The following is a 21,027-nucleotide window of genomic DNA, read 5'->3' as shown; positions in this document are numbered from 1 at the left end:
GGCTCAGTGCAGCGTCGGCATATTCATTTCGAAAGGCGATTGTTATGCGACGCACTTATGACAGCTGCAAACGCGTTTTGGTCACCGGAGGAGCCGGCTTTTTGGGCTCCCATTTGATTGATCGACTGCTCTCCGACGGCCATGAGGTCGTATGCGTGGACAATCTCTTCACGGGAACCAAGCACAACATTGAACATTTGCACTCAAACCCGCGCTTCGAATTTCTGCGTCACGACATCACCTTTCCCCTGCACGTCGAAGTCGACGAAATCTACAATTTGGCCTGCCCCGCATCGCCGGTCCAATATCAGCACGATCCGGTGCAAACCACGAAAACGTCGGTACACGGCGCGATAAACATGCTGGGCCTCGCCAAGCGGCTGAAATGTCGAATTCTGCAGGCTTCGACAAGCGAGGTTTATGGCGATCCTGCCGTTCATCCTCAGACTGAGGACTATTGGGGTCATGTGAACCCCATCGGCCCTCGGTCCTGTTACGATGAGGGAAAGCGTTGCGCTGAAACGTTATTCTTCGATTATCACCGGCAATGCGGCGTCGACATCAAGATCGCTCGCATCTTCAATACATACGGGCCGCGAATGCATCGGGCTGACGGTCGTGTGGTTTCCAATTTCATTATTCAGGCACTCAGCGGCGAGCCGATTACGCTTTACGGTGAGGGTAACCAAACTCGTTCGTTCTGCTACGTGGATGATCTGATTGATGGCCTCGTGCGCCTGATGGACGGCCGAGCTTCATTCACCGGACCAGTTAATCTTGGAAACGACAAAGAATTCACGATTCGAGAACTCGCGGAACTGGTGCTTGCGGAAACCGGCTCCTCGTCAAAACTCGTTCACTTACCGTTGCCCCGCGACGATCCGAGGCAACGTCGACCGGATCTTTCCCTCGCCACGAGGGAATTGGGCTGGCAACCGACCATCCGGCTGCAAGACGGACTGAAGCCGACTGTTGCATTTTTCCGCCACGACGAGGCGCGCAGATTGCACGAGGAGAAGCCGCATCCGATGGCCGCGGAATAGGCCGCTCCGGCCGCGTGAAGCTCAGCGCTCCGAACAGACTCCGGTGCCACAGAACACCCGAAGCCATGAATCACCGGCGTTTCGTTAGTCCCACCACGGCCGCGCCAGATCCGAGATGCAGCAGCCTGGCCCATAACCCGTGCCGCCGGATTGACATTAACTGGTTAGGCTTGCGCTGTCGGGCGGGCCCAAGCAATGAGGAAGGGCAGCGGATCATCCCAACTGAACCAAGCGAACTCCTTGCGACCGTTCAATGAAGCTAACCAGGAGGCAACCGGCAGGTCGCCGCGCCAACAATAGTTCACACCAACACAGAGATCGTACGGCTCGACGACAAAGGCGCGATTCTCGACCTGGCTTGAGCGGCGCACGTTCTGTCCGGTGAGATCACGATAGAGCCCTCGCACGACATCGACGCCATTGCCGTCCACGAACAGGCGAAACTGCACCCCAATCCGCGGATTGAAGTCCAGTAGTCTTCAAAATGAGTAAAGGGAGCGGCGCGGTCATATTCGGCCCCCATCATGAGACTTTCGGGTTGCGCTCGGAAGTTATCACGTAGGGTAAACGAGAGGACACTTGGCTTCTGCCAATATGGTGGCAGATAGTTTCGGCCGTGTATTGGCATCCGCACAAGAAGCGCATCACCGACCCAAAATTGTACGCGCTAGCGATCCCGGTGAAATAGAGGCCTGGAATCGAGGACTCGAAGTGGGGAGACAGGATGGGCACCTGCTCGACGCAACGCAGATCGCGCAGCAGTGTTTCTCTGAGAAACGGTAGCGAGGCGGCGGCAAATCGAAAGCCTGTCGCAGCAATGATGTGGTCGGCCGCGAGATCGAGTGACCTTCCATCTGGTCCAGTGACGTGGAGAACCGCCTTCCCGCCGCTCGCCGTCACTCCCAGCAGGGATTGGCCGAGCAAGATCGGAATACGACCGAGCACCCGCTCGCGAAGCCACCATGCACCAGCGGGCCCCAGCAACATTTCGTGCGTCTTATCGCCCCGCACGATAGCGAGACGGGTTCGTTGAGGCAGGTGATAAAACAGCATCGGGGCATTTGCGCAGAACCACGTTTTAAGCCCGGATCCCAGTGGTGAGGCGGGTCGGCGCAACCGCTGCCAGAGTGATCGCTGATCGGGCAAGGGACTCTGACTCCAACTGATCGACGACCCACGTACGAAAAGGCTAACTCTTGCCTGTGTCTCGTTCAACAGAGCAGCAGTCTCGAGAGCAGACTGTCCTGCACCCACAACGACGACGTCGCGATCTTTGAACGCGCTCAGGTCGCGGTGGGCGCTGCTGTGCGAGCGTAACTGGTGGGGCAGCTGTGCCAATTTCTGGGGAACGTACTCGGCATGTGACAACCCCGTCGCGATCACAACACTCTTCGCCCGGAGGCCCTCTCCAGTCGCGAGCCGCAGCTCAAAACCGTCTGGCCTTCTGTCGACCGCCGTTACCAATACGTCTTCAACCATGGGAACCAGATGCCGCTGAAATGCCATTGCGTATCTGGTAAACGTATCAAGCGGAAGCGGAGCATTCCCGTAGGGCAGCCGTGTCTCCGCGCAGAATTGCCGCAGAGTGTAGCGCCCGGCCGGATCGGATATGCTGGAAGCGTCCCATTCCGACTTCAAAAACATTCCCAGCGGCATCTGCGCGCGCCACCGATGCATGGGCGTACCAAAGATCCGAAACGGCACACCGCGGGACCGCAAATGTGCTCCAATCGAGAGGCCGAAGGGCCCCGCCCCCACTATCGCTACCGGCAAATCCGACCGACCAGCCATCCCGATTTCCATTCATGATTTTACGTCATGATTTTACGTCATGATTTTACGTCATGATTTTACGTCATGATTTTACGGAGCGCGCCTTCAGGACGAAGGCCGCTGTACCCTCTGCAAATCACCTACCGTAAAATCCGTCCTCCGTGCGGGCGCTTTCGGATTACCCCATCGGCAGTCGCGACAACCGTGATCTAGCCCGAATACCGCAACTCCCAAACGACTCACAGCCTGCTGACATCACTCACCACACTTTCAAAGCTCGCGCGCAAAAACGTCCGTAAAAAACACCTCTCTGGTTTTCGCTTCAGGCGGAACAGTCAGGTTTAGCCACGCCGGAGCATAGGCACCAAATTTAAGGTAGGGAGCCAATAGATTGTCGTAACAGTTGGCGCCGTGCCTCTGGAAAACCACCTTACCATCTTTTTCGACCTCGATGATCCCATCTCCATCAAGCGACCACCTGGTACGAAAAATCCAAGCGCTCCATCCTCCGCGTTCAAACGGCTGCGACCACGGAGTATCATGACGTATGTCGCCTTTTCGATCGAGCCATGTTGGAGCCCGCCCCGAAGCTGTCCGGAGAACCCAGGAATCGTTATCCAAGCTCAATTCTAGCGGTGGAGGGAGCCCCCACTCACCTTTCCAATTGTCTGGGACGTTGTGCATCTGCATCACCGCAACCTGATTATTATCGGACTGCCAATCCGGGGGCACAAAAATCTTGAATCCGTACTCATAGAGCTGGTGAAACTCTGTTGCCCTCAATCGGAATTCGGATCGATGACTGCCTTTAACGAGGGGCTCATAGAAGTTTATCTGGAATCTCACGGCGCTTTTGGATTTCCAGTTGGGCGCGTCAACAGCTACTGCTGAACCACTACAGCAAACTTGTTTTGCCAAGCCGTTCCATTGCGAAAAATCCCGGGACGCAAACTCATCGTACATCGGGATACGCCCCATCATGAAGATGCTCGAAAATAGGAAAACGGCCTCAGCCACGCAGGCAATTAGTACGCAAAGCATCACCCCTACGGCCGTCAACTTGGCAGAAGAGATCTTGTGCACGCCATACCTCAGATTCCTATGACACGGCGCTTGATGCACGGCGCGTCCCGTATTGGAAGCGTCGTTATGAACTACTGGCAAATCCGACAGACCAGCCATTCCCAAGTTCCAAATGTCAGGCTCAACTTGCGCCTTCAGCATCAAAGGCCGTAGCGCCCCGCCCATCCCGCGATGCGGAGAGTCCGGATCGCGCGGCTCATACGCACTCGTCCTACTGTAAAATTCGCCCCGGATGCGAACCCTTCTGGGGTACCCCACGACGGCTCGGGCCAGTCGCTCACGAACCCCACGGCGATGCTGACACAGCACGGCCCTGCTGCGGCTCGGGCCTGCATTACGGTCAAAGCTGGAGCCACGAACGCGCTCGGATCAGGACAATTGGAGTGCGCCGTGGATAAGCCAAGCAGAACAGCGCGCCGGAAACCGCAAACGCTGCAAGATGTTCAAGGTTCGACGACGCCAGCAAAGTCGGCCGGTCAAACCAAATGGTCTCGCAGTTCCGGCGCGGGCTCGAAGTGCGCCGCCAGCGGGCTATCTCCTGAGGGTTACTGCTTATTTTCGACCTGGTGTGCAGGATCGAAACTTGGGTATGCGCGCTACCTGTTCTAGCATGACATCCCTTGGCCTGTAGCTGCACTCTCCATGGCGACGAGCTCCATTTGTAGACATGACGGATGCGCCCGGTATAATCCTCCGGAAACAGCCGCCTCATTGATCAGCATCCTGTTATACAGCGCGCCTGTTATACAGCGCGCACATGCGCATGTTCTGGGCAGGGCTGACGAAGTGTCACCTCATACTACTCACCGCATTCATTGGGGATTGAAGTCGATGGACCAACTTTTATCCCAAGATGTTCGAGAAATCGAGTTGAGTCTCATCGTTCCGACCTTCAATGAGAGGGACAATATCGTTCCACTTCTTGAGAAGATCGAAGCTGCTTTGTACGGGATTCGTTGGGAGCTGATCGTTGTTGACGACAATTCCCCCGACGGCACAAGCAATCAAGTACGGGAGATTGCTCGTCGAGATCGCCGGATACGTGCGGTGCAGCGAATTGGTCGCCGTGGACTCTCCTCCGCGGTTGTGGAGGGGATGCTTGCGTCCTCCGCGTCCGTGATCGGCGTGATAGACGCCGACATGCAACACGACGAGGCAATCTTGCCTCAGCTCTGGAAGGCTGTCGCCAGAGGAGAATGCGATCTCGCCGTAGGCTCTCGATACGTGCAAGACGGCGGCATGGGAGAGTGGAATCAGAAGCGGCAGTCGATCAGCCGAGGAGCGACTTGGTTGGCGGGGTTGGTTCTCAAAACCCAAATCTCAGACCCGATGAGCGGGTTCTTTGTCGTCTCGCGGCGGGCTTTCGAAGCCTCACTGCCGAGGTTGTCGACGATCGGATTCAAGATCCTGGTTGACTTGGTCGCCTCCGCACCTCAGCCGCTGAAAGTCATCGAAGTTCCCTATGAATTCCGCATTCGAAGCTTCGGCGAAAGTAAGCTCGATAGTGCCGTCGCTTGGGAGTACCTTGTGCTGCTCGCCGACAAATTGTTCGGTCATATTATCCCGGTTCGCTTCGTCCTGTTCGTCGCAGTTGGCGGACTTGGCCTCCTCGTTCACCTCGCCTCTCTCGGCATATCCCTGAAGATCCTAGACCTGAGCTTTCTGCTGGCGCAGAGCGTTGCGGTGCTCATCGCAATGACATTCAACTTCACTGTGAACAATTTTTTCACTTACCGGGATCGGCGTCTGACAGGGCTCCGCTTCATCTATGGCCTGCTCTCATTCTACTTGGTTTGTCTTGTTGGAGCTGTAGCCAACGTCGGAGTTGGCATCTACATTTACGATGCGGACATCACCTGGTTGCTCGCTGGGGTAGCTGGCGCCATTGTCGGAGCGGTTTGGAACTACGCAGTTTCGTCTGTCTTCACATGGAGAAAGTAGGGCTAGTTCAACTAGGAAATCAGGGCGCATGGTCGAGCCGCCTGAGAGCTGCTTCTGCTCCGCTCTCCCAGCAAGAAACGCACTAACCAGGGTCGACCCTCTTGGCCGCGACAAAACCTCGACGTCTCACAACGAGGTACCCAATTTAAATGTCGCACTGTATCTTCAATTGCCAAACTACATGCATCCGATTTGCCTAAGCTCCCGTGAGTAAAGAGCACCTGGGAACATAGTTTATGAAGTCGTCGTCATTTGCGTCGGAGATTCCCGCGCCCAGCGAACGCCGCGCGATGAGCAATCGAACACTCCTCGGGCTCGTGGTGATATTAGCTCCCGCCCTCGCTTTTGCAGCCTATCAATATCTTCCTTCTCCTGGACCGCTACTCACTCCTGACGGAATAACGTATCTCGATTTCGCGACGGAGCGGCCAGTCGGCTATCCAATTTTCCTTTTTGCTGTGAAAGCACTGTTTGGAAGCCTTTCAAGCATAAAAGAAATTCAACTGTTTATCTATTGTCTATCAGCTGGATTTCTCGCTTTCGGCTGTTACTCCATTTCGCGCTCGATGTTGGTGGCTCTGTTAGTTGAACTTGCGATGTTCGGCTATCCTGCCCCCGTTTTATTATCGAAAGTGATTGGGGCCGATTCTCTTTCAGCCTCCTTGACGACGCTATTCACAGCGCTCGTTTTGCTTACGGCTGTACGAAAGAGCCTAGCAAGCTTTCTCCTCCTAGCAACAATCGCTGGCACGGCATTGAGCGTAAAGCCGGTAAACATCGCATTAGTTCCGGCTGCGCTAGTGATGATCGCTGCCGTTGGCAAAGATCTGCATCCACCGCGCTGGGTCCAGGCAAGTATCGTAGTGGGCACAACCGCATGCGGATTTGCAATAACCCCGGTAATTCACTCAGTACTTTATGGCGACCGCCATAGCCAATCCGTTCTCGCAGAGGATCTGTTTCAAAAAGTTATGTTCAACCCAGCCTTTGTCAAAAACACCAACGGTAGCTGCGATGAAAGCTTCATCAATTCGATCCTGGAACCCGTAAACGAATATATCGACGTGGCTCCTTCATCACTCAAGCCAATCTTAAAATTCGAATATAGCAACTATCTCCGATACCGAGTACTAGTTCCAGGAATTGCCTCACGCAATAGATATGCCTCTGGTTCCGAGTCACGACGCTCGTTCTGGTGTTATATCGTGGCCCGCTTCACCGGCGCACCAATTGCATTTACAAGAAACATAATGGATCAAGCTGCGCAAGAATATTGGAAACTCATAAGCAATTGGCAGTTCATCACCGCACAACAGCGAACGAACTACGAGCAATATGTCACGCAGAACCCCCTGCCCATTCCGGCAGCTGTTGCACCGCCAAAGGCCGATCTGGAAATGCTGCATAGGGCTCGGAATGCGCTCAATGAACAGGACGGATGGACAAGCGAAACTGCATCTCCTGATCTGGCGAGCGTCGCCCCTCCTCCGGCCCGATCGCAGTTGCTAAGCGTCCCTTTGAAGGTATTTCAGGTTTTCAGTGTGATTGCGTCGTTGATAGCCATCGCATCATTGGGCTTGCACCTGCTAAGACTCATCAAGCTCGATTTGGTTTGGCTCTCGCTTGGCGTCATAGGCGTCGCGCTACAAGGTGTGCTGATTATCACCTCCACGGTTGAGTTCGCACAAGCAAGATTCGTTTGTGGAGTCTGGGGGCTCGTTTGTGCTACTGCGATCCTTTCCGGTGCAGAGATCGCAAAGCGCTTGACCCACTCTGGCCGCGCTTATCCGGGGTTGGAGCGCCGCCTCCAACGATGAGGCCACTGCTCCACACTAATCCGAGTCACGATGTAAAGTGCCTGACGGGGTAATACTTCGGCGCTGTTGCACTTGGGCTCTGACGAGTATCACCTAGATGATTGTTGGCCGGCAATGGCTGCGCGCGTTGCCGGCGATCCGGAGCGCCCTCCGACAGCATCGCTTGCAGTAGAGTCCGAAGAGCATAGTGGGCTTAAACGGAAGATGTCCGAGATGATCTTGGTGACCGGAGGTGCCGGCTACATCGGGTCCCACGTCTGTATCGCGTTGCTGGACGCCGGGCTCGATGTCGTCGTGCTCGACAATCTCTCCAACAGCAACAGGGCCTCGCTCGAGCGGGTGCAATTCATCTGCGGGCGCTCGCTCGTCTTTCGACACGCAGATATACGGGATGAAGACGTGATCTATGACGTACTCCGCACCTGCGGAGTGACTGCGGTCATTCACCTTGCGGGCCTGAAGGCGGTCGGCGATTCCAACGTACGGCCCATGACCTATTACGAGAACAACGTCCTGGGGACGATGCGGCTCGTGTCGGCCATGAAGAGGGCGGATGTGAAGACGCTCGTTTTCAGCTCGTCCGCTACCGTCTACGGGACACCTAGTTACCTCCCACTGAACGAAACGCATCCTCTAGGTCCGACCAATCCGTACGGCCGCACAAAGCTCGTTATCGAAGAGATGCTGAAGGATCTCTGCCGGTCAGACGACGACTGGCGGATCGGCAATCTGCGCTACTTCAATCCGGTTGGCGCGCACGAAAGCGGGCTCGTCGGAGAAGACCCGTTGGGCATTCCCAACAACCTGGTACCGTTTGTGGCGCAGGTGGCGATTGGACGGCGGGAGAAGCTGCAGGTTTGGGGAAACGACTACGACACGCCTGATGGCACCGGAATCCGCGACTTCATCCATGTTGTCGATCTCGCATCCGGGCATTTGAGTGCCTTGCGCCACCTCAGCCAGCCTGGTTTGCTCACGGTCAATCTTGGCACGGGCAACGGCAGCAGTGTTCTGGACGTCGTTCGTACATTCGAAGCAGTGAGCGGGCGACCAGTCCCCTATGAAATCAGGGAGCGCCGGGCCGGTGATGTCGCCGTCTGCTATGCCGACCCGACCTTTGCGATGAAAGCGTTGGGCTGGAAGTCGACCCGATCGTTGCAGCAAATGTGCGCGGACCATTGGCGTTGGCAATTGCAGAACCCCGACGGCTACCTTGGCAGCGAGAAAACCCGGGAGCCGGTCCAGGCAATTTAGCCGTCACCGCTGAATTGTGCCTGATGACTAGAACGGACGCCTGTCAGGCTGAATTTATATCAGCGGGGTCGGGTCGAGCCACAGCGACAACCATACCGCCCATGAGGGGTAGCTCGTAATGACCCTAAATCTCCACGCCGCAGAGCGAGGCTGCAGGTAAGATGCTCTCGCGTGGGGATTTCCGATGCCACACTATCGTGCATTCGTTCTGGACGAACACGGCCAATTGGGGGGCGTGGTCAACCTCCACTGCCCAGACGACGCGTCCGCAACCGAGCGGGCCGGGCGGTTGGCGGACGGCCACGAGGTTCAGATCTGGCGACTGGTCGCCGAGCTCAAATTTACCGATCCGCGGCACCGCTCCAAGCGGCGGCGGGGCGCCCGCGCGCCCGTGCACTGAGGCCTGTTGGAGTTGCCCCCGTTAGACCGGACACTCGGCTGGTTTGAGTGATGCAATGTACTCCCGCGGTGAGCGGTAGCCAGTGTGGGTGTTCTGAGTTGTAATCCTCCATCCATTGGTCGATCCGCTGCAGCGCGGTGCTGGCGTCAGGGATCGGGTTCACCCGAACATAGTCACGCTTGAAGGTCTTCACGAACGCCTCGGCCATGCCGTTGCTCTCGGGGCTTTCGACCGGCGTGAAGCAGGGCTCGAGGTTGAGGGCCGCGGCAATCTCAAGAGTGCGATAAGCGGCGAAGATGGATCCATTGTCGGTCAGCCATTGCACTTTGCGTGGAGCCCGGATGTCGGCGAACCGCTGCTCGACACAGTGGACCATCATGTCTCGGATCATCTCACCGGAGATCCCGGCCGTTGTGGCCACCCAGCCGATGACCTCGCGGTCATGGCTGTCCAGGGCAAAGGCAACCCGCACGATCTCGCCATTCCAGCAGGTGAACTCCAGCGCGTCCGAACACCAACGCTCGTTGGAGCGGCTTGTCATGATCGTTCCGTCATGGGCCCGCGGGAGGCGGCGCCCTGTATGCCGGGCCAGCAACAAGCCACTTTTCTTCATCAGCCGGTAGACGCGCTTGGCGTTGACGGGGTCATGGCCGGCGGATCGCCGCTCGCGCTTGAGGAGCGCGGCGATCCGCCGGTATCCATAGCTCGGGCGGCTATCCACCAGGCGCCGGATATCAGACGTGAGCTCCGCATCCCCGGCGCGGGTCTGGGGACCGCGGTTCGGACGCCTGCCACCCGCTCGCTCAACCAGGTTGGAACCGGCCACCCGGAGGGTCTCTGCGATCCGTTTCACGGGGTATCCTCCGGTGCCTGCGATCGCGACAGCAAGGTCGGTTTTTTTACCCGTGCAAGGTCAAGAGCCTCCTTGAGGATCTCGACCTCCATGGTCTTGCGGCCCAGCAGGCGTTCGAGGTCTCGAACCCGTTGCTCGAGCCGCCGGACCTCGGACGCGGCGACTACATCCTCGTCGGCCCGCACCGCTTCCTTGCCCCCTTCACTCATCAGCCTCCTCCATCGGAAGACCAGGCTCGGGGAGAGCCCATGGCGACGAGCAACATAGCTGATCGACATGCCCGGTTGCAGCGTCTCGTTGACGACCACGAGCTTCTGCTCCGTCGTAAACCGCCGCCGGCGGGCAACGCCGGTGATGACTTCCACCTTCGAAAACGTCTCGGACATAGGCGTATGCCTAGGACTAGGCCTAGCTCCTCCGGCTAACGCCGTTGTCCGGTCAAAACGGGGTGCAGTTCACCTGTTGATTATCGCGCGCTCGCCTCGCGGTCAGCACCGCCGACGATGTACATGCGGTTCGACTGCCAAGCGCTCGCCGGCTCGCTTCGGGGCCTTCGCTTCGAAAGCGACCAGATCCAGCCGCTCCGCACGAGCGGCCGAACGCCCTGCTTTCTCAGCCCGGATAATTCGCCTTGGTCCACGAAGTCGGTTGTGTTGGCGTCATAAGGCGGGGGCATGTGCCTCGCAGGAAGGCTTGGGAGAGGCAGATCCGCCTGCCCGTCAGGGACGTTCGCGTGTCAACGGGTCGGGATCTCTGCCAAGCTGCGCCATCATCCGGTCGACGGCGACGGACAGCGCGAAGCCGATGCAGGCCGAGAACGCATCGACAACAAAATCCCCAAACCTCGCGTGCCGTCCCGGCACCCATAGTTGCATGATCTCAAGCAGGCCGATCAGGGTGACGGCGACCGCTGAAGTAGTGCAGCGCCGCTGCGGATAGGCCAGGCCGAAGGCAATCCCGACCAGAAGGAAGGCGAGCGCGTGATCGCCGTGCTGTCCGAGAACAGGGTGAGGCCGAACGTTCTGAGGTCCTAGCGTTACGAAAGTGACAGCGGCCGCGAGCCCCCACGCGACGAGCCGAAGAAGAGCGCTAATAATCACCAGCGCGCCTCGATTGATTGTCCCAGCCGGGGCACTCCATTTTCTGAGCCTTGATTTTCAAGAACATGCTCCCTCCACTCAGCGCAAACCGCAACGTCGATATCGCATCTTTCAGCAAATATTCTCCCCACGCCGCGCCGAGGCCGCCAACCTCGAACGATGCAGTCGGCTGCAGTGCTCCCAGCTCAAGCCAGATCCTGCCAGTTTCCAGGCTGAGCATACGGGACTGCAGCAGGGTGTGTTCGTTTGCAGGTAGCGTAGCGACGCTAGCTGCTCTGGAGCAATCCCGATGTCCTGCTGCGGAAATCCTTTCGACCAAGTTCATGCCCCAGCTTTGCGGTGGAACACCACGCCAATGGTTAGCACCTGCTCCTGACATAGGAATGCAGGATTCCTGATGTGCGTGAACCAAAGGAGAGTACTCCAAAAGGATCGGACACCGAGCCAAAATCCGGAAGTGGCCTTCCTGCAACGATACGGGCTTGCGCGCTTGCTCTGGATCGGCGCATCGCCGACTAGATCCGAAACATCATTGAACGGTCGACATACAATTTCAAATAGCGATTGGTAAAGGCTGATCCGCAAAGGGAGTAGCCATCCATGGCAGTTGTGATGCGCTGTTTCTTGGAGACAATAGCATCTGCTTTCCTCAGGATTGAGGGAACGCCATGGCGATCCAGGAAGCCGCTCCTCGCAGGCCCGGGCATGGCCGGCCCCAGGCTCCAGCCTCAATGATCGGGCACAATCCGTAGCCTAACTCAAAAGAGGTGGGGAGGGTCCTCCATGCGAGCTATATGATTCGCCTACAGATGGAGGGCATAATGCGACATCTGGAGACATCTGAAGGATGTCATATCGCCGCGCGACAGGTGATTGCAGATGGCCCGCACGGTCATGCTCAACGGGGGAATGAAGATCTGCCTCACGCTGGGACGATGTGCACCCCTGTGGATGGCGGCCGTCATGCTCGCGATGACATGGTCCTTGGAAATGGAGGCGTCGCCGGCTCAGCCGCGACACCTTGCAGATCCGCAACAGGCGACGACTGCCCGCACTCCCGGCTCTGACGAGTTCGAGACCTTGCTGCGGCGCACAGACGGCAGTAACAAGTCGATACAGATTGCGCAAGCGACGACTGGCGAGACGGCAACTCCGCAACGATCTCCAGAGCAGCAACGCGACTGGGCAGAGTCACTGACCCGCGAACTTGCCCTCGCGAGGCGCGACATCGAGTTGCTGCAACGTCTCGAGCAGGAGCACGATCGGGCCGAGTGGCTGGAGCAGGATCTCGCAGCCGCGCGGCGCGAGATCGAAACCCAAAAGGCCCTGGCGTCGAAGGCCGTCGAGGAAGCCTCCCGACTGAAGGACGCTTCCCGGCTGAATGAAGCGGGCGAGAGTGGCGCGGCTGCGCTGCAGACGTTGCTGCAGGAGGAGCGCGAGCGGTCGGCGCGGCTGGAGCAGGATCTCGCAGCCGCGCGGCGCGACGTCGAAACCCAGAGTGCGCTGGCGGCGAAAGCAGGCGAGGAAACGTCCCGGCTGAAACAGGCGGGCGAAAACGGCGCCGCGGAGCTGCAGACATCGCTCCAGCAGGAGCGCGAGCGGTCGGCGCGGCTGGAGCAGGATCTCGCAGTCGCGCGACGCGACGTCGAAACCCAGACTGCGCTGGCGGCGAAAGCAGGTGAGGAAACGTCCCGGCTGAAACAGGCGGGCGAAAGCGGCTCCGTCGAGCTGCAGAGATCGCTCCAGGAGGAGCGCGAGCGGTCGGCGCGGCTGGAGCAGGATCTCGCAGCCGCGCGGCGCGATCTCGAAACCCAGACTGCGCTGGCGACGAAAGCAGGTGAGGAAACGTCCCGGCTGAAACAGGCGGGCGAAAGCGGCGCCGCGGAGCTGCAGACATCGCTCCAGGAGGAGCGCGGGCGGTCGGCGCGGTTGGAGCAGGATCTCGCAGCCGCGCGGCGCGATCTCGAAACCCAGACTGCTCTGGCCACAAAAGCAGGTGAGGAAACGTTGCGGCTGAAACAGGCGGGCGAGCGCGGCGCCGCGGAGTTCCAGAAGACGGTGGAGCAGGAGCGCGGACGGTCGGCGCGGCTGGAGCAGGATCTGGCAGCTGCGCGGCACGATGCCGAAACCCAGTCTGCGCTGGCGGCAAGGGCAAACGAGGAACTTTCGCAGCGAAGTCGGGCGGCGGAGGTCAGCGCCTTGAGGCAATCGATGCAGAAAGAGCGCCCCGGGGCTGAGACGCTTGACCAGGATCTCTCTCTGACAAGAACCGCAATTTATGCATACCAGGTACAAACGGCAGCGGTGGCGAAAGCCGACGAAAACGCCTCCCTACCGAAAGTGGCAGGAGAAAGCAGCGCAGCAGAATTGCAGACCCTCGTAAAACAGGAGCGGGATCGGATCAGCCAGCTCGAGCAGGCGCTTGCAGCTGCGCGACGAGACATTGATGCGCAGACGACGCTGGCGGCAAATGCCAGCGACGAAGTCGCCAAGCTGACGCAAGCAGCCAAGGCCGGCGCCGCGGAGCAGAGACGTTCGATGCAGAAGGAGCGCGAGAGAGCCGATGCGCTGGCGCAGGATCTCTCGATCGCTCGCAGCAAGGTCTACGCATACGAAGCTCAAGCGGCCAAAGCCAGCGAGGAAGCGGCACAGCTCAGACAGACGGCGGCGAGCAATACGGCCTCGCTGGAGCAATCGCAGCGGCAGGAGCGCGAGCGGGCTGAACAGCTGGCCCGGGACTTTGCGAAAGCAAACCGCGAGCTCGACGCGCAGACCGAACGGGCGTCCAAGGCGAGCGAGGACGTGGCACGGATCAAGCAGGCAGGAGAGCGCGAATCGGCCGAGCTGCGGAGCCTGTTGCAGCGTGAGCGCGAGCGCGCCGCGGGGTTGGAAAGGGATCTGGCATTGGCGCGTCGAGATAACGGCGCGCTTGCGGCGAAAACTCTCTCCGCTGCGCCTCCGCCGGCTACCACCGGCAAGGCCGCGCGCGAGGAGCCGTCGTCGGCACCGGCCCGGCCAATTCAAAACCGGCCTCCGCAAGATGGACTCGTCCGCGACAAGCCCCTCCAACAGAAATCGGTCGGAGACAGACAAGTCCAAGAGAAGGCCATACCGGTGCGCAGCCAGGGCGACGCTGAGGTCCAGTCTAACAGCAGCGCGCAGGCGGAGAAATTGGTCGCGCGCGCGAGCGCACTACTTGAACAGGGAGACATCGGCTCTGCCCGGATCGTGCTGGAGCGCGCCGCTGAGATGGGGAGCGCGAAAGCAAGCTTCGCGCTCGCGGAAACCTACGATCCGCTGATCCTTCCGAATTTCGGAACGTACGGAACGCAAGGGGATTCCACTAAAGCGCGAGATCTTTATGCTCGAGCCGAAGCTGGGGGAATCAAGGAAGCAAAAGCGCGATACGAAGCGTTGCGCCGATAGAAAGACCAAAACACGGATGCAGCGTGCGTAAAGGGAGTTCGTCGATGAAAGCGTTCATAGGATTCCGTCGGTTGGCCTTGCTTGCGGCGTTCGCATCATCGCTCATAGCCGTTCAGCCCTGGGCCGACGCGCGGCCGTTGAATTCGCAGTCCCACAATGCTCGGCCGGTTCGGCCCGCGCCTTCGCAGCCAAGACCCGAGGTGCTCTCCATGAACGCCTGGACCGTCGGCCTGGCCGGCGGCCTGCTCGAGGGGGCACCGATCCGCCTGGCGGCAGAGATCGCGCGAGTGGTCGACGACGGGGATAACCTGCACGTTCTGCCGGTCGTCACGCGCGGTGCCACCGAGAACCTGAACTCCCTGCTCTATTTGCGGGGCATCGATGCCGCAATCATCAATTCCGACGCGCTCGAGGAATACAAGAGCCAGGTGCCGGACATCCAACGACGAGTTGCGTATGTCTTGAACCTGTTCCCGTCCGAGCTGCATATCTTCGTTCGACCGGAGATCCAGAGCTTGAGCGATCTTTCCGGCAAGAAGGTCAACTTCAATACACAGGGCACCGCTGCGGCCTATTCGGGCCCACTGATCTTCAGCCGCCTCAAGCTCGAGGTGGAAAAGACGTTCATTCCGCACCAGATCGCGCTCGAGCAAATGCGCAAGGGTGAGATTGCAGCCGTTGTCTTCATTACCTCCAAGCCGGTGGATGCCTTCGTACGAGGCCGCTGGGAGCAGGGCTTCAAGTTCCTGTCCCTCCCCTATGACGGCCGTTTTGAGGACTACTATCTTCCCGCCTCCCTCGGTGAGGCCGACTACCCCAATCTGATCAAGCCGGGCGAACGGGTTTCGACGATCGCCGTGCCGACCGCTCTGGTCGCCTTCAATTGGCCGGCCAAGTCAAATCGCTCCGAGCGCGTCTCGCGCTTCATCGAACACCTGTTCTCCCGGATCGACAGGCTGCAAGCCCCCGGTTTCGACCCCAAGTGGAAATCCATCAATCTTGCTGCGACGGTTCCGGGTCTCGTACGCGTCCCTGCGGCGCAGGCGTGGCTGGATCGTCAGCACCGCGCAACACAAGCATCGCAATGAACCGCGCCGCGATCCTGCTTCCAATCGTGCTCGGGGCTACAGGCGGCATCGCGTCGGCCCAGGATTCGATGACCCAGCTTCGCTCGTGCCTTCAGAAGCAGCACACGGAGCGCCTCGAGTGCCTGGACAAATTGACCCGCACCGCGGAGCCTCCGCATCGTCAGTCCCTCGACAACGGCTGGGTCGTCAGCCTGACGACCTCACCGATAGACTACTCTCCGATCGCGACCGCCACGACCTCGTCACGCGGCGGAGCCGACGAGTCCGCGATGCAACTGTCGATTCGCTGCCGCAGCGGCCGGACCGAGTTGGTGCTCACCGGGGCTGGCATCTCGCGTGGAGGCGGTGACGATGCAATTTTTTACCGCATCAATGATAACCCGGCGATGCAAATCGGGGCAGCCGTCCCGGCCTCCGGGCCCGGCGTTGCGTTCACGGGGGAAGTTGTTCGCTTGGTGCACTCGCTTCCAGACAGCGGGGACCTCCTTGTCCTGTTCTCGCGACGGGGTGGCGCCGCCCATGACGGATGGTTCTCCCTCGCTGGGTTGGACGAAGCGCGTGCGAAGATAGCAGCGGCATGCAAATGGCCGCGCGCGCTTGCGACACCGAGTCATTGATCACATGCGAAAACGACTTTCTCGATGGAGGCAGATGATGATGACGTTCCAACATAATATCAAGGTGTTCTCGATGGCGGCAATTACAATTCTGGCTTCTGCATCGTTTGCGGCCGCGGAGCAAGGCGGAAGATATTGGACGCCGGCGGACGGGCAACAAGTCCAGTATAGGGCTGCGCACGCGAAACGACACGTGGCGAAGCCGGCAAGGCGAACGCAGGACGCCTTTGCCCATATGAAGGATTCGGCTGCACCGAAGGCAAAAGAGCATCATTTGATCCTGCAGGTAAACACCAATGACGCCCCGGCGATGAATCTTGCGCTCAACAACGCGACCAACGTGGCGCAATACTACAAGGACGCGGGCGAGAAGGTGAAGATCGAGGTCGTCACGTTTGGACCCGGGCTGCACATGCTGCGTGACGACACCTCGCCGGTAAGAGCGCGCATCGAGGAAATGGCTCTGAGCACGCCTGAGGTTTCGTTCAAGGCCTGCGGCAACACCCAGGAGAAGATGAAGAAGGCCGAGAACAAGGACATACCCATTGTTCGTCAGGCGGAGATCGTGAAATCGGGCGTCGTGCGCGTGATGGAACTGCAGGAGATGGGCTGGACCTACGTCAAGCCGTGACAGGTAAGTAGCGGCATGACGTCGGCGACCATCGCCGCGTCTAGGAGCATTTCCAATTCGCAGCGTCGAGCGCTGTGTCATTCACTGCTGAGAAAGTCATGCCGGAATCAGCCTGCACCAGTCTCGGGTTTCCTCCGGGCTCGCGGGTCCGGGTAAAGGCTGAAGCCGGCGCTCGCCTGGCTGGAAAGACCGGACGCGTCATCGGCAGCGGATTTTATCCGAAAAGCCTGCGCGTGGTTCTGGACGGATCGAAGGTTCCAATCACGCTGCACGTGAACTATGTGGCACCCATCGATGACGACATCGACCCGGTGAAACCGGATTGATGGATGAGTCAAGATCGGCCCCTGATCAAATCCCGTTCCAGGATCATTCCAATTCGATCGAGAGAAGTGGGGCCGCCATTGAACGACATCACCTTTCCTGTCCGGCAATTACCTCGCGTCCGTCAACTGAGTCGCGACGCCACAGGGTGGCCGGGCATCAGTGACTTGAGCTTCTTGGCAGCACGGATGACAAGGCCCAGGGGAGCTGGATTGTTCAGCCGGCAGAAGGCGACCTTCTTCACACGATCCTCGACGTGCCACTTGGCATGTGCACCAGTGCGGAACAAGATCACGTCGCCGGCACCATAACGCGCCGGGGGTGCACCATCGACCTCGAGCATGATTGATCCTTCCAGGATCACGACGGTCTCGTCGAAATCGTAATGCCAGTTGAACTTGCCTTCGGTGCAGGACCAGATCATGGTCCACGCGGTCTTGCACGCGCTCTTCGACACCAGGTGCGAACGAGCTTCCGGGTGGCCTTCAATGATCCACGACGGCTCGATGGGTGACGGCTTGAGTTCAACCGTCTCGCAATGTGCCGCTTCAACAAGTTCGCGCATCTCCGCCTCAACTGCATCATTCGCTTTGTTTGATGGGCATTTGATCCCTCTCTTGCCCACCTCGGCATATTCAGGCCTCCGTCGAAGCCCGTGAAGATGCCGACTTGTCGCACTCCCCGATATGAGCACCATTACGAGGTACCTCGGCCCGGCAGGTTCGCGGACGGTGTTTTGCGCTGCTTTTGACAGCTCCGCTCTTCCGAATGTTGCTGGCAATGCGTTTTTTCAACGCCGCGCATCGCATGGCTACCACCGCTATCTCAAAGACGGTGCTTGCCAGCGGATATGCTCGTTACGGCAGATTGTCGCGCAGAAAAATGTCGATGCGGATCCGCTCCTGGTCGGGGCTGATAGGCTCGCCCGAGCAATGCGCGAGCAGGACGCGCGCCGCGGAACGTGCTTCGTGGCCGGGATCCTGGTTGATGATGGCATCCAGCGTGCCGCGGACCAGGAAGCGCCGCGTGTGCTGGGTCAGTTCATGGGTGATCCAGACCACCTCGCGCGCGCGTCCCGAGGCCTCGAGCGCATCGGCAATGCCGCGGTTCCCGGCCCCGCAGCAATAGATGCCGCGGAGATCGGCATGGCGCACGAGCAGCGCGGCCGTGAGCTCCCGCGTGCGGTCGCTGTCGTCGCGCCCCTCGAGGACCGGGAGCGCGCGCAGGTTCGGATATTCACTGGAGAGGATCTGGTGGAAGCCGAACTGCCGCTCGGTGTGATCGCGCAGCGACAACGATCCGGCGATCACCGCAACCGTCCCCTCGCCGCCGGCAAGGAAACGTCCCATCAGCGTAGCCGCGGTGCGGCCCGCGGCCGGATTGTCTATTCCGACGTAATGGAGGCGGCGCGCGCTCGGCGCGTCCGACACAAGGGTCACCACGGCGACCCCGCGCGATGCGAGCTCGTCGATCGCGGCGCGTACCCTGGGATGGTCGAGCGCGATGACGGCCACGCCCTGATAGGCCGGCGAGAGCGTCTCCAGCGCGCCGGCGAGCACATCCGGATCGAACACGTCGACATGGAGGATATCGATGAAGCCGCGCTGGCCGGCGAGCCACTCCGCGGTGCGCCGGACCTGCTCGGTCAGGTTGGTCATGAAGCTGTTGCTGCCGCTCGGCAGCACGAAGGCGAAGCGGAAACTCTGACCACGCGCTAGCCGCGCCGCCGCGACGTCGGCACGATAGCCGAGTTTCGCCACCGCAGCCTCGACACGGGCGACCGTCTTGGCGCGCACGCCCTCGCGCCGGTTGACGACGCGGTCGACGGTGGCGAGCGAAACGCCGGCCGCGCGCGCGACATCCTCGAGCGTGGCGCGAACGACCGGCTGGGCCGCGCCGGCTGTCATTCGCGCGCCGCCCACAACATGCCGCGGATCATCAGCGTTCGGATCTCCGGCACGTCGAGCTCGTAGGCGCGGTGGCCGAGCGAGGAATAGAACACCCTGCCCTCGCCGTAGCGCTTCTTCCACACCACGGGCATCACCACCCCCTCGATCCAGGGTGCGTGCTCTCCGGTGAAGGTCGTCGTCGCCAACACCTCGTTGGCGGGGTCGACATGCATGTAGTACTGCTCTGAACGATGCTCGAAACTGCTGAGACCCTTCATGATGGGGTCCTCCGGCTTCGTCAAGTCGACCTTGTAGTCGATGATGTTGCCGGGATGGGCAACCCACTGCCCGCCGCACAGGAACTGATAATCGACCGAATCGCGAAACGCATCGCACATCCCGCCATGGTGGCCGGCGAGCCCGACGCCGCTGCGCACCGCCGCGCAGAGATTGAGCGCCTCCGCCTTCTCGATCTTCGACATGGTGTAGATCGGGATGATCAGCGACAGATCGTGGATCGCGTCATCGGCGAACGCCGCCGTCGTGGTCTCGATCCGCACCTCGAAGCCCTCGGCCTTCAGCCAGCCCCGGATCATCGACGCACAGAGATCGGGATCGTGACCCGGCCAACCGCCCCAAACAATCATTGCCTTGCGCATGTCTCTGTCCTCAGTCGATCTGTCCGGTTTCGCGTCCGGCCGGCAACATCGCCGGCCGTTCGACGCGGCTTTCGATTTTGACCCGCCGCCCTTCGTCGGCGGAGGTCAGGAACGCCTCCATCACCTCCAGCACGTGGAAGGCAAGCGCGCCGCTGGCACGGTGCGGCCGGTTGGCCAGGATCGCGGAGGCCATCTCGGCGACGCCGATGGAGCGGAATTCGCCCTCGACGTGACCGTGCGTGAGCGGCACCGTCTCCCACTCACCGCCGGTCCTGGCGACCTGCACTTCGCCGCCGAAGCGGTTCGGATCCGGCACCATCATGCTGCCCTTGTCGCCATAGATCTCGATCGGCGCATGCCGGTGCTTCGGGACATCGAAGCTCATCGCGATCGACACGACCGCCCCGCTTTCGAATTCGAGCGTGCCCGCGACATGGGTCGGCACCTCGACGGGGATCAGCGTCCCGTTCATGGGCTGACTGGTGACCAGCCGCTCCGATCGTGGACGCGCCGTCGAGCCCATCACGCTCGCGACCGGTCCGAGCAACTGCACGAGATCGGTGATGTAGTACGGCCCCATGTCAAACATCGGCCCGCCGCCGCGCAGATAATAGAAGCCCGGCGCCGGATGCCAGCGCTCGTGACCGGGGCAGCCGAAGAAGGCACTGCCCGCCACGGGCGTGCCGATCGCGCCGTCGTCAATCAGCTTGCGCGCGGTCTGATGCCCGCCGCCGAGGAACGTGTCGGGCGCGCAGCCGACGCGAAGGTTCTTCTGCGCCGCAAGGTCCATCACCTTGCGCGCTTCGGTGACGTTGATGCCGAGCGGCTTCTCCGAATGCACGTGCTTGCCGGCGTTCAGCACCGCAAGGCTGACGTCGGTGTGGGCCAGCGGCACCGTGAGGTTGACGACGATCTCGACGTCGTCGCGCCTCAGCAATTGATCGACCCGCATCGCCGACAGCCCGAAGGCGGCGCCCTGACGCTCCGCGGCGTCGCTGCGCATGTCGGCGAGTGCCTTGATCTCGAGGACGGGGAAGCGCTGGGCCGCCTTCAGATAGGCGGTACTGATATTGCCGCAGCCGACGATTCCGATGCCTATTTTTCTCATTATGATCTCCGTGAGATGCCG

18 protein-coding genes and 1 pseudogene are annotated in these 21,027 nt (G+C 60.0%); 9 read left to right on the top strand and 10 right to left on the bottom strand.

The window, feature by feature from the left end:
* Positions 1–44: 44 nt before the first annotated feature.
* Positions 45–1,043: a UDP-glucuronic acid decarboxylase family protein gene (locus tag ACNJYB_RS14955; RefSeq protein ID WP_439374649.1), complete on the top strand. Its 999-nt coding sequence runs from the start codon at positions 45–47 to the stop codon at positions 1,041–1,043.
* A gap of 164 nt (positions 1,044–1,207) precedes the next feature.
* Here the strand turns inward: ACNJYB_RS14955 and ACNJYB_RS14950 are convergent, their stop codons facing one another.
* From ACNJYB_RS14950 to ACNJYB_RS14940, 3 genes are all read right to left on the bottom strand, one after another.
* Positions 1,208–1,492 (bottom strand): hypothetical protein, encoded by a 285-nt coding sequence (locus ACNJYB_RS14950; RefSeq protein ID WP_439374648.1) that lies wholly within the window; start codon positions 1,490–1,492, stop codon positions 1,208–1,210.
* A 73-nt stretch (positions 1,493–1,565) separates the two neighbouring features.
* Complete coding sequence (locus ACNJYB_RS14945; protein WP_439374647.1) at positions 1,566–2,834, bottom strand: NAD(P)-binding domain-containing protein; 1,269 nt, start codon at positions 2,832–2,834, stop codon at positions 1,566–1,568.
* 252 nt (positions 2,835–3,086) lie between these two features.
* The gene (locus ACNJYB_RS14940; RefSeq protein WP_439374646.1) at positions 3,087–3,998 is read right to left on the bottom strand and encodes a polysaccharide lyase; all 912 of its coding nucleotides are present in this window, start codon (positions 3,996–3,998) and stop codon (positions 3,087–3,089) included.
* 732 nt (positions 3,999–4,730) lie between these two features.
* Here ACNJYB_RS14940 and ACNJYB_RS14935 point away from each other — a divergent pair.
* The 3 genes from ACNJYB_RS14935 (at position 4,731) to galE (ending at position 8,911) form a co-directional block, all read left to right on the top strand.
* A complete protein-coding gene (locus tag ACNJYB_RS14935; RefSeq protein ID WP_439374645.1) occupies positions 4,731–5,840 on the top strand; it encodes a glycosyltransferase in 1,110 nt (369 codons plus the stop codon).
* A 236-nt stretch (positions 5,841–6,076) separates the two neighbouring features.
* Positions 6,077–7,657: a hypothetical protein gene (locus ACNJYB_RS14930; RefSeq protein WP_439374644.1), complete on the top strand. Its 1,581-nt coding sequence runs from the start codon at positions 6,077–6,079 to the stop codon at positions 7,655–7,657.
* 213 nt (positions 7,658–7,870) lie between these two features.
* The gene (gene galE, locus ACNJYB_RS14925) at positions 7,871–8,911 is read left to right on the top strand and encodes a UDP-glucose 4-epimerase GalE (RefSeq protein WP_439375559.1); all 1,041 of its coding nucleotides are present in this window, start codon (positions 7,871–7,873) and stop codon (positions 8,909–8,911) included.
* A gap of 421 nt (positions 8,912–9,332) precedes the next feature.
* Here the strand turns inward: galE and ACNJYB_RS14920 are convergent.
* From ACNJYB_RS14920 to ACNJYB_RS14910, 3 genes and pseudogenes are all read right to left on the bottom strand, one after another.
* Positions 9,333–10,550 (bottom strand): annotated as a pseudogene (locus tag ACNJYB_RS14920) (IS3 family transposase).
* 333 nt (positions 10,551–10,883) lie between these two features.
* Positions 10,884–11,258, bottom strand: a complete 375-nt coding sequence (locus ACNJYB_RS14915) for a VanZ family protein (RefSeq protein WP_439375558.1) — start codon at positions 11,256–11,258, stop codon at positions 10,884–10,886.
* Positions 11,254–11,484: a hypothetical protein gene (locus ACNJYB_RS14910; protein WP_439374643.1), complete on the bottom strand. Its 231-nt coding sequence runs from the start codon at positions 11,482–11,484 to the stop codon at positions 11,254–11,256. Before ACNJYB_RS14910 ends, ACNJYB_RS14915 begins: the two co-directional genes overlap by 5 nt.
* 659 nt (positions 11,485–12,143) lie before the next feature.
* Here ACNJYB_RS14910 and ACNJYB_RS14905 point away from each other — a divergent pair.
* The 5 genes from ACNJYB_RS14905 (at position 12,144) to ACNJYB_RS14885 (ending at position 17,352) form a co-directional block, all read left to right on the top strand.
* On the top strand, positions 12,144–14,690 hold the full coding sequence (locus ACNJYB_RS14905) for a hypothetical protein (RefSeq protein ID WP_439374642.1): 2,547 nt from the start codon (positions 12,144–12,146) through the stop codon (positions 14,688–14,690).
* Positions 14,691–14,734: 44 nt separating this feature from the next.
* Complete coding sequence (locus ACNJYB_RS14900; protein ID WP_439374641.1) at positions 14,735–15,778, top strand: TAXI family TRAP transporter solute-binding subunit; 1,044 nt, start codon at positions 14,735–14,737, stop codon at positions 15,776–15,778.
* A complete protein-coding gene (locus ACNJYB_RS14895; protein WP_439374640.1) occupies positions 15,775–16,395 on the top strand; it encodes a hypothetical protein in 621 nt (206 codons plus the stop codon). The genes ACNJYB_RS14900 and ACNJYB_RS14895 overlap by 4 nt, the downstream gene beginning before the upstream one ends.
* Positions 16,396–16,432: 37 nt before the next feature.
* Positions 16,433–17,026, top strand: a complete 594-nt coding sequence (locus ACNJYB_RS14890) for a DsrE family protein (RefSeq protein ID WP_439375557.1) — start codon at positions 16,433–16,435, stop codon at positions 17,024–17,026.
* A gap of 98 nt (positions 17,027–17,124) precedes the next feature.
* Positions 17,125–17,352, top strand: a complete 228-nt coding sequence (locus ACNJYB_RS14885; RefSeq protein ID WP_439374639.1) for a hypothetical protein — start codon at positions 17,125–17,127, stop codon at positions 17,350–17,352.
* Between the two features lie 122 nt (positions 17,353–17,474).
* Here ACNJYB_RS14885 and ACNJYB_RS14880 read toward each other — a convergent pair whose 3' ends face one another.
* From ACNJYB_RS14880 to ACNJYB_RS14865, 4 genes are all read right to left on the bottom strand, one after another.
* On the bottom strand, positions 17,475–17,915 hold the full coding sequence (locus ACNJYB_RS14880) for a cupin domain-containing protein (protein WP_439374638.1): 441 nt from the start codon (positions 17,913–17,915) through the stop codon (positions 17,475–17,477).
* Between the two features lie 292 nt (positions 17,916–18,207).
* Complete coding sequence (locus ACNJYB_RS14875) at positions 18,208–19,257, bottom strand: LacI family DNA-binding transcriptional regulator (RefSeq protein ID WP_439374637.1); 1,050 nt, start codon at positions 19,255–19,257, stop codon at positions 18,208–18,210.
* A complete protein-coding gene (locus ACNJYB_RS14870) occupies positions 19,254–19,898 on the bottom strand; it encodes a ThuA domain-containing protein (protein WP_439374636.1) in 645 nt (214 codons plus the stop codon). Before ACNJYB_RS14870 ends, ACNJYB_RS14875 begins: the two co-directional genes overlap by 4 nt.
* Before the next feature lie 10 nt (positions 19,899–19,908).
* The gene (locus tag ACNJYB_RS14865) at positions 19,909–21,006 is read right to left on the bottom strand and encodes a Gfo/Idh/MocA family protein (RefSeq protein ID WP_439374635.1); all 1,098 of its coding nucleotides are present in this window, start codon (positions 21,004–21,006) and stop codon (positions 19,909–19,911) included.
* Between the last annotated feature and the right edge of the window lie 21 nt (positions 21,007–21,027).

It is taken from the genome of Bradyrhizobium sp. SMVTL-02, from assembly GCF_051853005.1.
Taxonomy (GTDB): Bacteria; Pseudomonadota; Alphaproteobacteria; order Rhizobiales; family Xanthobacteraceae; genus Bradyrhizobium.
The sequence above is the reverse complement of the archived record's forward strand: the minus strand, read 5'-3'. Positions and strand labels throughout refer to the sequence as shown.

What these genes read in the sequence shown, in the direction of transcription:
- ACNJYB_RS14955 (WP_439374649.1), top strand. Translation starts at nt 45, where the DNA reads ATGCGACGCACTTATGACAGCTGCAAACGCGTTTTGGTCACCGGAGGA.
- ACNJYB_RS14945 (WP_439374647.1), bottom strand. Translation starts at nt 2,834, where the DNA reads ATGGCTGGTCGGTCGGATTTGCCGGTAGCGATAGTGGGGGCGGGGCCC.
- ACNJYB_RS14940 (WP_439374646.1), bottom strand. Translation starts at nt 3,998, where the DNA reads ATGGCTGGTCTGTCGGATTTGCCAGTAGTTCATAACGACGCTTCCAAT.
- ACNJYB_RS14935 (WP_439374645.1), top strand. Translation starts at nt 4,731, where the DNA reads ATGGACCAACTTTTATCCCAAGATGTTCGAGAAATCGAGTTGAGTCTC.
- ACNJYB_RS14930 (WP_439374644.1), top strand. Translation starts at nt 6,077, where the DNA reads ATGAAGTCGTCGTCATTTGCGTCGGAGATTCCCGCGCCCAGCGAACGC.
- galE (WP_439375559.1), top strand. Translation starts at nt 7,871, where the DNA reads ATGATCTTGGTGACCGGAGGTGCCGGCTACATCGGGTCCCACGTCTGT.
- ACNJYB_RS14910 (WP_439374643.1), bottom strand. Translation starts at nt 11,484, where the DNA reads ATGCTCAGCCTGGAAACTGGCAGGATCTGGCTTGAGCTGGGAGCACTG.
- ACNJYB_RS14905 (WP_439374642.1), top strand. Translation starts at nt 12,144, where the DNA reads ATGGCCCGCACGGTCATGCTCAACGGGGGAATGAAGATCTGCCTCACG.
- ACNJYB_RS14900 (WP_439374641.1), top strand. Translation starts at nt 14,735, where the DNA reads ATGAAAGCGTTCATAGGATTCCGTCGGTTGGCCTTGCTTGCGGCGTTC.
- ACNJYB_RS14895 (WP_439374640.1), top strand. Translation starts at nt 15,775, where the DNA reads ATGAACCGCGCCGCGATCCTGCTTCCAATCGTGCTCGGGGCTACAGGC.
- ACNJYB_RS14890 (WP_439375557.1), top strand. Translation starts at nt 16,433, where the DNA reads ATGATGACGTTCCAACATAATATCAAGGTGTTCTCGATGGCGGCAATT.
- ACNJYB_RS14885 (WP_439374639.1), top strand. Translation starts at nt 17,125, where the DNA reads ATGCCGGAATCAGCCTGCACCAGTCTCGGGTTTCCTCCGGGCTCGCGG.
- ACNJYB_RS14880 (WP_439374638.1), bottom strand. Translation starts at nt 17,915, where the DNA reads ATGCGCGAACTTGTTGAAGCGGCACATTGCGAGACGGTTGAACTCAAG.
- ACNJYB_RS14875 (WP_439374637.1), bottom strand. Translation starts at nt 19,257, where the DNA reads ATGACAGCCGGCGCGGCCCAGCCGGTCGTTCGCGCCACGCTCGAGGAT.
- ACNJYB_RS14870 (WP_439374636.1), bottom strand. Translation starts at nt 19,898, where the DNA reads ATGCGCAAGGCAATGATTGTTTGGGGCGGTTGGCCGGGTCACGATCCC.
- ACNJYB_RS14865 (WP_439374635.1), bottom strand. Translation starts at nt 21,006, where the DNA reads ATGAGAAAAATAGGCATCGGAATCGTCGGCTGCGGCAATATCAGTACC.